This is a genomic window from Sporomusa sp. (assembly GCF_057736855.1).
Genome location: NZ_JBYKYF010000065.1, coordinates 1 through 12551, shown reverse-complemented (window position 1 = coordinate 12551; position 12551 = coordinate 1). Strand labels below are relative to the sequence as shown.

The 12551-nt window shown below is 44.9% G+C and carries 13 protein-coding genes; 5 read left to right on the top strand and 8 right to left on the bottom strand.

Features of this window, described 5'->3' with window-relative positions; all coding sequences use genetic code 11:
* Window positions 1–233 precede the first annotated feature (233 nt).
* Window positions 234–839 (bottom strand): DedA family protein, encoded by a 606-nt coding sequence (locus AC29Z1_RS06325; RefSeq protein ID WP_488270613.1) that lies wholly within the window; start codon window positions 837–839, stop codon window positions 234–236.
* Window positions 840–958: 119 nt separating this feature from the next.
* Between AC29Z1_RS06325 and AC29Z1_RS06320 the strand changes: the two genes are divergently transcribed.
* The 3 genes from AC29Z1_RS06320 (at window position 959) to AC29Z1_RS06310 (ending at window position 2920) form a co-directional block, all read left to right on the top strand.
* Entirely contained in the window at window positions 959–1738 is a 780-nt protein-coding gene (locus AC29Z1_RS06320) for an enoyl-CoA hydratase/isomerase family protein (protein WP_488270612.1), read from the top strand.
* 29 nt (window positions 1739–1767) lie between these two features.
* Window positions 1768–2346 carry a DJ-1/PfpI family protein gene (locus AC29Z1_RS06315; RefSeq protein ID WP_488270611.1) on the top strand — a complete coding sequence of 193 codons (579 nt, stop codon included), beginning with the start codon at window positions 1768–1770 and terminating at the stop codon, window positions 2344–2346.
* A gap of 76 nt (window positions 2347–2422) precedes the next feature.
* Window positions 2423–2920 carry a hypothetical protein gene (locus AC29Z1_RS06310; protein ID WP_488270610.1) on the top strand — a complete coding sequence of 166 codons (498 nt, stop codon included), beginning with the start codon at window positions 2423–2425 and terminating at the stop codon, window positions 2918–2920.
* An 81-nt stretch (window positions 2921–3001) separates the two neighbouring features.
* Here the strand turns inward: AC29Z1_RS06310 and AC29Z1_RS06305 are convergent, their stop codons facing one another.
* From AC29Z1_RS06305 to AC29Z1_RS06280, 6 genes are all read right to left on the bottom strand, one after another.
* Window positions 3002–3637 (bottom strand): nitroreductase family protein, encoded by a 636-nt coding sequence (locus AC29Z1_RS06305; protein WP_488270609.1) that lies wholly within the window; start codon window positions 3635–3637, stop codon window positions 3002–3004.
* A gap of 13 nt (window positions 3638–3650) precedes the next feature.
* On the bottom strand, window positions 3651–4199 hold the full coding sequence (locus AC29Z1_RS06300) for a gamma carbonic anhydrase family protein (protein WP_488270608.1): 549 nt from the start codon (window positions 4197–4199) through the stop codon (window positions 3651–3653).
* Between the two features lie 55 nt (window positions 4200–4254).
* Window positions 4255–5661, bottom strand: a complete 1407-nt coding sequence (locus AC29Z1_RS06295; protein WP_488270607.1) for a DASS family sodium-coupled anion symporter — start codon at window positions 5659–5661, stop codon at window positions 4255–4257.
* 228 nt (window positions 5662–5889) lie between these two features.
* Window positions 5890–6741 (bottom strand): YitT family protein, encoded by an 852-nt coding sequence (locus AC29Z1_RS06290; RefSeq protein WP_488270606.1) that lies wholly within the window; start codon window positions 6739–6741, stop codon window positions 5890–5892.
* A 263-nt stretch (window positions 6742–7004) separates the two neighbouring features.
* The gene (gene cooS / locus AC29Z1_RS06285) at window positions 7005–9131 is read right to left on the bottom strand and encodes an anaerobic carbon-monoxide dehydrogenase catalytic subunit (protein ID WP_488270605.1); all 2127 of its coding nucleotides are present in this window, start codon (window positions 9129–9131) and stop codon (window positions 7005–7007) included.
* Between the two features lie 99 nt (window positions 9132–9230).
* Entirely contained in the window at window positions 9231–10517 is a 1287-nt protein-coding gene (locus tag AC29Z1_RS06280; protein ID WP_488270604.1) for an NAD(P)/FAD-dependent oxidoreductase, read from the bottom strand.
* A gap of 216 nt (window positions 10518–10733) precedes the next feature.
* Here AC29Z1_RS06280 and lepB point away from each other — a divergent pair, with 216 nt between their 5' ends.
* Window positions 10734–11297, top strand: a complete 564-nt coding sequence (gene lepB / locus AC29Z1_RS06275) for a signal peptidase I (protein WP_488270603.1) — start codon at window positions 10734–10736, stop codon at window positions 11295–11297.
* A 122-nt stretch (window positions 11298–11419) separates the two neighbouring features.
* Here the strand turns inward: lepB and AC29Z1_RS06270 are convergent, their stop codons facing one another.
* Window positions 11420–12121 (bottom strand): ABC transporter permease, encoded by a 702-nt coding sequence (locus AC29Z1_RS06270; RefSeq protein WP_488270602.1) that lies wholly within the window; start codon window positions 12119–12121, stop codon window positions 11420–11422.
* A gap of 227 nt (window positions 12122–12348) precedes the next feature.
* Between AC29Z1_RS06270 and AC29Z1_RS06265 the strand changes: the two genes are divergently transcribed.
* On the top strand, window positions 12349–12551 hold a 203-nt coding region (locus AC29Z1_RS06265; protein WP_488270601.1), incomplete at its 3' end, for a ferritin family protein.

Genomic DNA, 12551 nt, shown 5'->3' with positions numbered 1-12551 from the left:
CAACACCAACTTTATAAGGGCCAGGCAGATCGGCTACTGTTTTAGTTTCAATAAGTTCATGCAATTTATAAATTTTATCATAGGCTCTCATAGTTTCCCCCTAATTTGTACAACGTTTGCTTTAGTGCTCTTTCTATTGTGGTTCCTTGCCCTAGTAGCAAATACCTGTTGCCAAAATCATAAAATTATGACAGGTTATTTTAATTTTTTGCTCAATCCAGAAACCGGTTGCTTTACCCGCCCCTTGACTTTGCCCAGTTGCAAAGCAGATAGGCCAGTAGTAGAACCATGACTCCCCCAGCAACAACCATGATCAACCGATCTCCCCAGCCAGCAATCTCATTCCAGTTATTCCCCAATGAGATACCGGCATAGATGAGTACACTACACCAGATAACGGAACTAATGGTATTGCCAATAATATATTGTTGAATATTCATATGCAAAAAGCCGGCAGGAATAGTAACGGCACCGCGGATAACTGGCAGTAATCGACCAAACACAATGGCAAACACTCCATACTTTTCAAGCCAGGTACTCACAGCCGCCAGCTTAGCCGGCGTTGGCAGGAGAAAGGAAAAATAGCGAGTAACTAGCGTTGTTCTGCTAAACATACCAATACTATAACCGAATATTGCTCCCAACAAATCACCTAAAGATGCAGCGATGCCGGCAGTCATCGGTTCTACCTGCCCGATATAAATTAAATAACCGGTAAAACCCAATGTCAGCTCACCAGGAAATGGTACTCCTATCCCGGTGAGCAGCATGGCAGTAAAAATAGCGGCATACATATTGTGACCTAAGTTATTCAGCAGCCCAAACCAGGTTTGCTCCATTGGCGTTTAGCTCCCCACTTAGATTATCTCCTATAAATGCTATGCTGGTTTTTATGCACAAATCTTATTATTTCCGGTAAAATTATAATATAACAGCACATAAATAAGGAGGTGCCACTGTGACATCCAGCACGGTTTTATGGGAAGTGGATAATGCGATTGCGACCATTACGTTAAATCGCCCGGAAACATTAAATTCCTTGAATGATGTTATGACAGAAGAATTGTTGGCTGCATTACGTACAGCCAGCAGCACCAGCACTGTAAGAACCATTGTTCTTACTGGCAGAGGCAAAGCGTTTTGTGCTGGCGGCGATCTCGGGTATTTATCAACTCTTGCACCACAAACAGCCAGAAAATTTATCAGCAGTGTCGGCCAATTGACGTACGAAATAATGAATATGGAAATCCCGGTCATTGCCATGGTGAACGGCGTAGCTGCCGGTGCCGGCTTCAACCTGGCGCTGGCCTGCGACATCATCTTTTGCAGTAGTACAGCACGGTTTGCCCAAAGTTTTGCCAAAGTTGGCCTTGTACCTGATTGCGGCGGTATGTATCTCCTGCCACGGATCGTTGGTCTGCATAAGGCGAAAGAACTGATGTTTACTGGTGATATCATTGATGCTCATACGGCCTTACGACTCGGCCTCGTCAATGAGGTTATCGAAGAGGACAAACTCAACCAAGCTGTCTATCAGTTTGCCGACCGCATGGCAAATTCTCCTCCTATTGCGTTAGGTTTAACCAAACGAATTCTGAACCGCAGCAGCAACCTTGATCTGGCAACAGTCCTTGAATTCGAGGCTGACCTGCAGGTGTTGTGTATGCAAACTGCCGATCATAAGGAGGGCGTGGCCGCCTTCAGGGAAAAACGTACACCGGTCTTTAAAGGAGTCTAATAATCCTTTGTATCGAAAGGAAGTAATGTATGATTACCATTGGCATTTTGATTTTTCCTCAAGTGGAAGAACTTGACTTTGTCGCCCCGTTTGAAGTACTAAGTTATAGCAACAAAATTAAACCCGGTAGCACCCAAGTTCTGCTGATCGCTGAAAACGCCCAACCTGTCGAAGCTTTTAACGGCATGAAGGTCATTCCTCATACAACCTTAGCTAACTGTCCACCTCTAAATATTCTCGTAGTTCCCGGCGGTAAAGGCCGCCTAGCCGCCATGAAAAATCCAACGATTATAGAATTTATCCAAAAGCGGTCTGGCAGTGCCCGATTCGTTACCTCAGTATGCACCGGGGCTCTGATCCTGGCTGCAGCAGGCTTGCTTACCAATAAACAAGCTACCACTTACCACACTGCGTTTGAGGAATTAAAATCCTATTCAGTTGATGTCCTTACGCAAAAGGTGGTTCATGACGGGCAGATTATTACCGCAGCCGGCGTTAGTTCTGGTCTTGAATTAGGGCTGTATCTATTAAAACTGTTGTTTGGTTCAAGGTTAGCCCAAGAGGTAGCCAATGAGATTGAATATTCAATCAATGTAGATCATATTTAACTTTTTATGGCAGGATTGCTAGCGTTATATTTGGGTACCAACCTCCTCATACTAAAAATATGAAGGAGGTTTTGTCATGAAAAACACTTATAACAAGTTACTGTGTTGTCTTACCATGGTATTATGCCTCTCACTAACCACATTGACAACTGGCTGTACCAACAACCTTACACCAGTAGACCCCCAGGCTCCAACCCCTGCCCCGTCCCAGCCTCAGTCCCCCACTTCACCGCCGAAACCAGTCACACCTCCCGCTAACCAGGCTCCTGTTACCGATGTTATCGTAACATACAACTACGGCGATACAGGCAAAGTAACGCTTTCCGCCAATAACTTGGTATTACAAGTTGGACAAAAATTAATTCTTTCGCCTGCTCCTGGCCTCTTCAAAAGCACCCGATTTACTTCCTCTGGCGAATATTTTTGGGGTGACATTATGCGGCAGGAACCCAATACCAGCCAAAATGGGCAAGCCATATTTACTGCCATCAAGGCAGGTAAGGGCAAACTCCAGGTTATCCCCAACAATACTGAGGTTGAACGAGCAGTTGACCTCTGGGTTACAGTACAATAGCATCAGGGTATAGAAAAAATAGGGAGAAGTGTTGATGCAACACTTTCTCCCTATTTTTTCTATACCTTTACCGCCAACCAGTTAGCGGATCATGGTCAGCACCTCTTCCAGCGGTTTGCGCGGTGTAAGCGAAGGGTTGGTATTTGCCGGTACCCCCAGTGGTGTCATAGCTGCCAGATAGTATCCGGTCTTATCAAAACCGATGTACTCAGAAATCTCTTTGGCTGCATACGTCGGTCCGGTCATCCAGCAAGTACCATATCCCAGGCTGGCTGCGGCCAGCAGGAGATTTTCCATAGCAGCAGCAATGTTTTGAATACCAGGATTAGCTTTGCCGTATTGGATGGCTTCATCGTGCGGCATAAGACCATCGGCTAATAGCATATCGGCTATGGTCTCATACGGACCGGCATATAGAAGCACCAGTACCGGCGCACCTTTGAAAACCGTATGATAACCCACTGATCCTGCAAAGGCTTTTCGCTTGGCTTCATCTTTAAGATAAGTACTTAGCTCAGCATTCTTTTTCTCGACAATGCGGGCTATTTCTGTCAGTTTATCTTTAGCGGTAATAACAACAAAATGCCAGTTCTGTTGGTTTTTCCCGGATGGCGCCTGAATCGCCGCCTTGATCAATTCTTTGATCGTCGCTTCCGGGATTTGCTCGTCAGTAAATTGACGTACACTACGCCGCTTGTAAATAAACTCCAGATTCATGCTGTTTAACCTCCTATACTATTTTTTCGCCATGATATCGCTCACCACCAGCGTCTGGCAGTATTTTATAACGCTCTGTCCAGAGTGTTTTATATTTTACCGCCTGCGCGTGAATGTGATCCCATTCTTCTGGCACAGACTTTATCACTTTTCCTGGAACGCCCACAACCAATGAATGTGGCGGAATAATCTGCCTTTCCTTAACCACCGCGCCAGCAGCAATAATACTGCCTTTACCTACCACGGCACCATTTAATACCACAGCTCCCATACCAATTAAGCAATGATCTTCAATCGTACAGCCATGGACAATGACATTGTGGCCGATAGTAACATAGTCTCCAATAATTGTCGGGTAGTCATCAGCCACATGGACAACACTGTTATCCTGTACATTAGTATATCGCCCAATCTCTATACGGTTAACATCCCCTCTGACAACTACATTATACCAAAGACTGCTAAACTCCTTTATAGTCACTGCACCGATTACTTTAGCACCATCGGCAATATACGTTTTTTCATCAAGATTGGGTTTCATTCCTTCAAACTCTGTAATCATCTAATTCTCCTTTCAGTTGTTCAACTGCTGCGAAACCTAGCAAAGACATGTTTAGTTAGTACCATAACCCTATTAACTTCCAATAAACCACACCTAGTGTCAGGTATAAGGCTGCATGCAAAAGGGTAATTAGCGTGCCAACACCCCACCACGTCTTTTTATCATTATACCCTTTTCCCATTAACAGCGAGCCTAGGGCATTGCCATAATGGGTCAGTGCGCAAGAAATAATCATTAAATAGACCAGAATAAAAAAGGCAGGATATTTGGGTACATCGGTTGCCGCAACAAACGAAAACATCAGCGGCGAAAACGCCACAACATAACCGGTATAAGATACGAAAAGATAGTGCGGCACGATTGCCAGCACCGCCACCAGGAGCAGCATACCGTATTCACCCAGTCCGGTAGTCGGCAAAAGCAGTTTAATAACCCCGGCAAACCAACTGAAAAAACCCAATTGGGTCAGGGCTGCTGAAAAACCTAATATAGCGCCAAACCAAATCAGCAATGACCACATCTCTTTGCCATCAGCCAGGTCGTTCCAATCAAGCACACCAGTCACTAACATCAGCGATATCCCAATAAACGCTACCAGCGTATTATCAATTTTGGTTATTGTGCTTGTTGACCACAAAAGAAGAATGGTTAAAAATATCCCGGCCGCAATCCATTCCTTGCTACTGACGCTGCCCATGTCGGCTAGTTCCTGTCCGGCCCGGGCCCTGACCTCAGCCATGGAAGCCGTATCTGGCGGACATAACTTATAAATAATATACGGTGTCAGCAAAAAACCGATAAACCCGGGTAGTGCTGCCACCGTCCATAATGGCCAGTTAATGCTTATGCCTAATACATCTTGTGCCAGCTTAACATTAATCAGATTAGGGCCCATACCGGTCATAAACAAGCTGCCGGTAATCATGCTGGCAATATACGCCAAAAGCGTAAAATAAGCTCCTGTTTTTCGCTTGCTTTCCGGATTATTTGAACTGCTGGCATCGATAACCCCTTCAGCTAACGGATACACCAGGCCGCCTGTCCGCGCAGGCGAAGCCGGCGTACTGGTAGCCAACAGCAGGTCAATAAAACTTAGAATATAACCAATACGCAGCGTTGTTTTGCCAAAGCGGCTAATTAACATCAGGCCCAACCGCCGGGTGAGCCCGGATTTTTTTAACCCAATGCCAATCATCATAGCGACCAAGGTCAGCCACAACATGGTGTCGGTATATCCGGACAGTATCTCGCGAATCGGCAGAACAAACATACTAGCCAAAGTAGTAATAATGATCAGCAGTGTCGGTTCAGGATAAGGCTGCAATATCAGGCCCAATATTAACGCAACAAACACACCAAACAAATGCCATGCAGTTACGCTTAAGCCAACAGGGGCCGGAGAAGCAAAAAATACACCGGCAACACTTAATAGTACAGCAATTTTGGCAAAGCGTACATTCACCCGCTCATCTCCCTTGTCTCAACTCAGTGATTACTACCTATTTTTCTCCACATGTCGACAAAATCCTTTCCTCGTATAAATTATACGGCAAATTCTGCCAACTCACTGATAAGCTCCACAGCTTGTTTTGTGTTTCCACAACCTATTATTCCCCATCCATCATCATAAAAAAATCACCAGTTCTCTCAACCAGTGATTTTCAACCATGTATTCACAAATAGCCAACCACTACATTTGTCTAGATCCTGGCAAGGTAAAGCCCCGCCCCATAACCTCAGCGGCATCCTGGACAATCATAAAGGCATGAGGGTCAGCGTCATGCACAAGCTGTTTAATTTTAGCAATTTGTGTAAGACTGACAACAACAAACAATACCTGTTTATCTTGGCGGGTGAACGCGCCTTGACCGTTCAAAATGGTAACACCGCGTCCGACCTCATTTAAAATCGCTTCCACAATTTTGTCAGAATTGTAAGAAACGATAAATACCGTTTTCTTGCGATTGAATCCCTCAACGACTTTATCTGTAAGAGTACCGGCAATAAACATGGAAATCAGCGTCAACATAGCAAGTTGTAGGCCGAATAACATCGCAGCTACCGCCATAATTATACTGTTAATCGCAAACCCTACTGCACCAAAATTGAGAGAATAGTATTTCTTTACAATCGCAGCTACAATATCTAAACCACCACCACTGCCATTCACACGAAAAATGAGGCCACTGCCAATTCCGGAAACAACACCGCCAGTAATGGCAGAAATGATCGGGTCTTGAATTAAATTAAGTTCTGAAACAAACTTTGTTGCATCAACCGCCACCGAAAAGAGAATTGTACCGTAAATAGTAGTAATAGTATAATCCTTGCCTAGTATACGATAGGCTGCATACAATAGCGGTATATTCATCACCATGATTTGTACACCGATCGGCAACTTAAAAAGAAAATAAAAAATAATAGCAATTCCAGAAATGCCACCACTCAGCAAATGATGTGGTACCAAAAAAGCATTTATGGAAAAACCGCCGATCAAGCAACCGATGGCCACACATAGGTATTGACTAATTTTATTACGCATATTACCTCCATTTGCCATTATCGTATTTTACAGCAAAGTTTGTTACAGATTTTATTTATATAGTGTATATAAAATTTTACCATACCATTGGAAAATCGTGAATATACATATAACATAAATATTTTATAACTTCTAGCCGCAAATCGTCTCTTACTAAGGAAAAAAGCGAGATTACCTCGCAACCGCTCGCAAAGGCGTTAGAATTCACATTTCTAATGCCATTTCTCAAGGTATAAACGAAGTAATCACGCTTACTTTCATCTTTAATTCAGTCCCAATTCTTTGCGTTTTTTCTCAATGTGGTCGACATAAATCTGTACGGTTTTATCAGCACTGGTCTCAACAGTAAGTTTACCTAAGCCCAAGGTTTCTGTAGTTTCGGTAAGCACTTTAACTACCACATCACTGCCAGTAACCGATGGCACCGGAGCAACATGCACCAGCCAGCCAAGGGCAATCGCGGTACACGCATCAGCAACCGCTTTTTGCTCAAGGTATTCTGGTGCCCCGATAACCAGCGGCAGCTTATTCGTATCAATACCTAAGGCATCGGCCAGTTCTTTGGCCGTTTGCGTCATTTTACCAATATCTGTACACGCGCCATAAGAGAGTACCGGCGGTATGCCGAGAGCTTTGCAGATTTCTTTAAGACCCGGACCACATTCTTCAGCAGCCGCAGGATTGGTCAGCCCGGTGTATTCCATAACAGAAGATGTACAGCCGCCTGAGAGTATAAGAATATCTTTTTCAATTAACCCTTTGGCAATACGGAAGATGTTGCTGCCACCCTGGCCATAGCGAGCGGTAGTACAACCGACAATGGTGGCAATACCGCGGATTTTTCCGGCAGCAATGGCGTCAATCAGTGGTTTCCATGAACCGCCTAAAGCCTCTTTCACCGACTCAGTACTAAAACCAATCATGCAGCCTTCAGATACATGAGGCGGAATATAGACTTCACGATTTTCAGCCTTGCGTTTCGCAAAGGCTTCAATCGCCATATCGAGAATTTTTTCGGCCTGCTCTTTCATTTGTTCTGGCTTAAATTCAACAACATCAGTACCTGGCATGCGAATCACTTCGTGAGTGCTGACCATTTTTGTGCCAAACCGTTTGGCATACAGCGGCAGAGTAGGAACCGTACAGTTGTAATCAAACATAAAGAGGTCAACTGCCCCGGTGGCAAACAGATATTCCTCGGAGAGCCACTCACCTTCCTGACCAGCATAAGCGCTCATTTCGCCAGTGTCTTTATAATTTAGCAGCTGCTGGCCTTCACAGACATGCCCCAATACCTGTATACCGCTGGCTCCAGCCTTTCTGGCCTTTTCCTGCCACTCTGGAGTAGAAGCCAGTTCAACAACAATATGGGCGGTAAGCGGCATATGACCATTGGTAATAATATTGACCATATCTTTTTTTAGCAGCCCCATATTTTGTTTGGCAGTACGAATTTTCTGAGTTCCTATGAGAATTTCCTGAAGAATATCAAGCGCGAATAAGCCCTGATATTCATTAATGATTCCCAGTCGTACAGAGGTCAGCAAGAAATCAACCGGATCAGCGTTCAGGTTGGTCATACACTTTGTTTGGGCAAAACTCACCTCACTGAAGCCGCCGCCGGGAAAAATATTGAGTTTGCGCCACAGTTCCTGGCGTTTAGGCGGAGCAAAAGCCTTAACCATGGCCGCTTCTTCCCAATAGGGTTTGCCCATATCCGCAAGCACCCAATTAGCAAAGTTAATTGCCACTTTATTAATATCTTCATGGCTGTTAAGGCCAGCCATTTCAGCATATTTTAGGAGTTTTTCTTTATCACGGATTTTTAAGCCACTTTCCGGTTTTTCCGCAGCGGCTTTTAACGTACGAGCCGCCTGCTGGGCGTGAAACATGTTGGCTGCTGTACCAATTGTGACATGACGGTAGACAAAGTTTCTGGATACCATAACATGGGCATCAACACCACAGACTCCCCGCGGCGCTTTCGGACTAATACGGCATGGTCCGTTAGCACAAAGCTGACACGACAAACCGGCCGAGCAGAAATTGCAACGAATTTTTTCTTGCTGCTCAAAGCGGTCAAAGACATTGGTCAGCCCTTGTTCATGCACATGCTGGTACATCTCCCGCATGGCGGGGTCGAGAATAACGTTTAAGGGATAGCCATCTTTGCTCTGATCGTGTACTTTAATATGTTCCCGCTGCCATGTATGTACTTCCGGCATGGAGGCAGGAGCCTTTTCGATATCATAATATTTTTTGGCATTCTTGTGAATATCAGAATGCTCATCCGGATTATTGGTGCCGCTAGCGTCACCTTTGTTTAATATTGATTCAACATCACCGCGGCTGGTAGTGTCCGCACTTTTTATTAAAGTATCGTTAGCCATTAGACAACCTCCCTAAATATTTGAAATTAGTTTGTGCCCCACAGAGGTTTTATATCCAAAAAAATGCATAGTTCCCTGGTGAGTCAAGTGGCATGCATTTCACTGGTTCTCTTGCTTATTGCTGTCGTTGTCCCTTCTTGCCGGCCTGGGCATAATCACCCGCACTGCCCGTTCATAGAAGAAATAATCCCAAGCCCAGTTTATAAGTACCGTTATCCGGTTTCTAAAGCCAATAAGCCGGATAATATGAACAATTAACCATAATACCCAGGCTATGAAACCTTGAAACTGCCACTTACCCATATCAGCAACCGCGGCATTGCGACCAATGGTTGCCATTATTCCCGGATTGTTGTAAACGAACTCTTCTGGCTCCTGCCCCTGGATAAGCCGACGAATATTAGCCGCAGCCGTCTGAGCCTGCTGGGTAGCCACAGGTGCTACCATTGGCAGTGGTTGCCCGTCTGCTTCCAAATATGCGGCATCACCAATTACAAAAACTTCCGGATACTCAGGAAGTTGCAGGGTTGGTTTTACCACCAGCCTGCCGAGGCTGGCCTGTTTAACCCCAAGCTTGTCAGCCAAGCCAGCAGCACGAATTCCGGCAGCCCAAATCAGGGTACGGGCGGGAATAATTTCCCCGTCTTTTAAGATAACACGTTCTCCATTGAAATCAGTCACCGGATTGCCGAAACGGACCTCTACCCGTTTTTGGGCCAGCATTTGGGCTGTAGCCTTGCTTAGGTTATCCGGCATACCGGCAAGCAGGCGTTGGGAAGCCTCCATGAGTATAATCCGTGCTTCTTCATAGTTAATGTTGGGATAATCCTTAGGCATAACAAGATAAACCAGTTCAGCCAATGCCCCGGCACATTCCACTCCGGTCGGCCCGCCGCCGACAACAATGAATGTAAGCATCGTACGGCGCACTTGTTCATCTGGTTCTAGAGCAGCCATTTCAAACAATCGCAGAATATGATTGCGAATAGCCAGTACATCATCAACGGTTTTTAAGCCAAAACCATTTTTCTCTATGGATTTTATGCCAAAAAAGTTAGTGACGCCGCCGATAGCCACAATGAGATAATCATAATCAATCGTACCGCTATCGGTTTTCAGCCGACGTGAGGCTAAATCAGCCTCGATTACTTCCGCCATGTTAAAAGTAATATTTTTTTGACCACGCACTATGCCCCGTACCGGATACACAATATCAGGCGGAGCCAAAGCTGCTGTAGCTACCTGATACAACAGCGGCTGAAACAAGTGGTAGTTATTTTGATCTATCAAGGTCACCGTGACTGGTACCTTGGCCAGTGCCCGCGCCGCCCACAAACCGCCAAAACCTGCACCAATGATGACAACCTTGGGAAATCGCTCTGTCATTTTCTCACCTCGTACTCTATAGCATGCTCAACATCGTATCAATCTACCAATAATTTCATAAGGATAGCTGCAATAAATCTTGCCCCGCTCATAGCAATCTGCTATAGTAAGACTTAGCTCTTATTGCTTTTTCCCGCAAAGAACATTCCGTAAACTGCTAAAACCGCGTCTTCGGTAGAAGACGCTAGCTACTTTATATTGGGAGGATTGTACATTATGAAATTGCTGAAAGAAGTTGCTGACTGGGCCTATAGCCTAGCTGTAGCACTTGCGCTGGCGATTGTTATTAATGCCTTTGTGTTCCAGCCAACCAGGGTAGTCGGCAGCTCTATGGAACCCAATTTGCATAATAATGACTATGTTTTCGTGTCTAAGTTGAGCCACACGTTCGCCTCAGTCCCGGAGTATGGTGATATCGTTATTATTGACAGTCGGATATTCCGGAATCGCAGCATAAAAGACGATATTACTGATCCGGTGTTCACCTATCTCAGCGTGCTCAAACTTACTGAAATTGACAACCATATCTGGATCAAGCGGGTTATCGGCAAACCTGGCGATACCATCGAGATTAAAGATGGTAAGGTATATCGTAATGGCGTACTACTTGATGAGCCCTATATTAAAGAAGCGATGAAACCTGCCCCGCCAAAAAAAATTACCATTCCTGAAAATCAAGTGTATGTATTAGGCGATAACCGCAATAACTCCAGCGACAGCCGTTATATCGGCCCTGTTCCTATCAGCCATGTGCTAGGAAAAGTAGTCATGGTCTTATAAAAAATCCGGTTGGGTTTGACCCAACCGGATTTTTCCTAATTTTAACATTTATTATTAAGCCTTTGCATCCGCATCATAATTAACCGAATGATACTCGATCAAGCACAAAACCAGTTATGACTCTAATCTCTTACCCTAACCATCGTCCATACGCCAATACCAAGCAGCAGCACAGTATATAGGGACAAAACACCAACTGACAGCCACGGCGTCGCCATCCCCGCACTAATCGCCCTAAGTGCATAGGTAGCATGAGTTAACGGCAACAGCTCCACCAACCAGCGGATAACCAACGGCAGCCGGTCAGGCGTAAAAAACGTGGCACATAAAAACGACATGGGTAAAAGTACATAGGTATTAAAACTCGCCATATCCTCGTGGGAATTGATTACCATCGCAGCCACCAGTCCCATAGCGGCAAACAGCAGACAAGTCAGTAACAATGTCAGTAAAAAGCTGACGCTGATGGTCAGTTTCGCCCCAAACAGGAGGGCTAGAACAAAAATCACGGTACAGGAAATCAGCCCTCGTAGCGCTCCAGCCAATACTTTACCAGCTACAAAAGATGCCGGACTGATAGGGGCAATAAGATATTCTTCCAATGTCTTATGGTACAAGCGGCTCATGTTAAGCGGTGAACCTACTGCACTAAAACTGATATTCATAGCATTCAGCGCCATAATCCCCGGCAGAATAAAATCAAGATAACTGCTGCCATTTACCGACACATTGCGCCCCAACCCCCAGCCAAAGGCTACCAAATATAATATTGGACTTATCATCCGCGATAGGACAAATTTGACCAGACGTCGATTTAAAACCACCCAATCCCGCCAAAACACGGTATAGATATCTTCCAAACGCAAAATGATTCAAACCCTTTCCTATAAGTTTGTTGACTGCGACCAAGTAAAATGATCAGATTACGTTGTCTGGGAAATTTTAGTGATATATGCCTATAATTCTCCCAGTAAAAATAAATATCCTGTATAAATAAGGCAGGCAACGCCAAAATTAATACAGACGCTGATTATCTAAGGAGGAGATATGGATGACAGTTCGCAATGCAATGACCGCCGATTTTCTACGTTCGGCGTATGGCGGCGAAAGCATGGCTCACATGCGCTACCTAATTTGGGGTGACGTTGCCGCCAAAGAGGGGTTGCCTAACATTGAAAAGTTATTTAAGGGTATTGCCTATGCCGAGTGGGCTCACGCCAAAAATCATTTTACTTGGTCGCAGTCAACAAACTT

Excerpts from the sequence above, each read along its gene's own strand:
- AC29Z1_RS06325 (WP_488270613.1), bottom strand. The coding sequence starts at position 839 with ATGGAGCAAACCTGGTTTGGGCTGCTGAATAACTTAGGTCACAATATG.
- lepB (WP_488270603.1), top strand. The coding sequence starts at position 10,734 with ATGAAATTGCTGAAAGAAGTTGCTGACTGGGCCTATAGCCTAGCTGTA.
- AC29Z1_RS06315 (WP_488270611.1), top strand. The coding sequence starts at position 1,768 with ATGATTACCATTGGCATTTTGATTTTTCCTCAAGTGGAAGAACTTGAC.
- AC29Z1_RS06305 (WP_488270609.1), bottom strand. The coding sequence starts at position 3,637 with ATGAATCTGGAGTTTATTTACAAGCGGCGTAGTGTACGTCAATTTACT.
- AC29Z1_RS06290 (WP_488270606.1), bottom strand. The coding sequence starts at position 6,741 with ATGCGTAATAAAATTAGTCAATACCTATGTGTGGCCATCGGTTGCTTG.
- cooS (WP_488270605.1), bottom strand. The coding sequence starts at position 9,131 with ATGGCTAACGATACTTTAATAAAAAGTGCGGACACTACCAGCCGCGGT.
- AC29Z1_RS06310 (WP_488270610.1), top strand. The coding sequence starts at position 2,423 with ATGAAAAACACTTATAACAAGTTACTGTGTTGTCTTACCATGGTATTA.
- AC29Z1_RS06300 (WP_488270608.1), bottom strand. The coding sequence starts at position 4,199 with ATGATTACAGAGTTTGAAGGAATGAAACCCAATCTTGATGAAAAAACG.
- AC29Z1_RS06280 (WP_488270604.1), bottom strand. The coding sequence starts at position 10,517 with ATGACAGAGCGATTTCCCAAGGTTGTCATCATTGGTGCAGGTTTTGGC.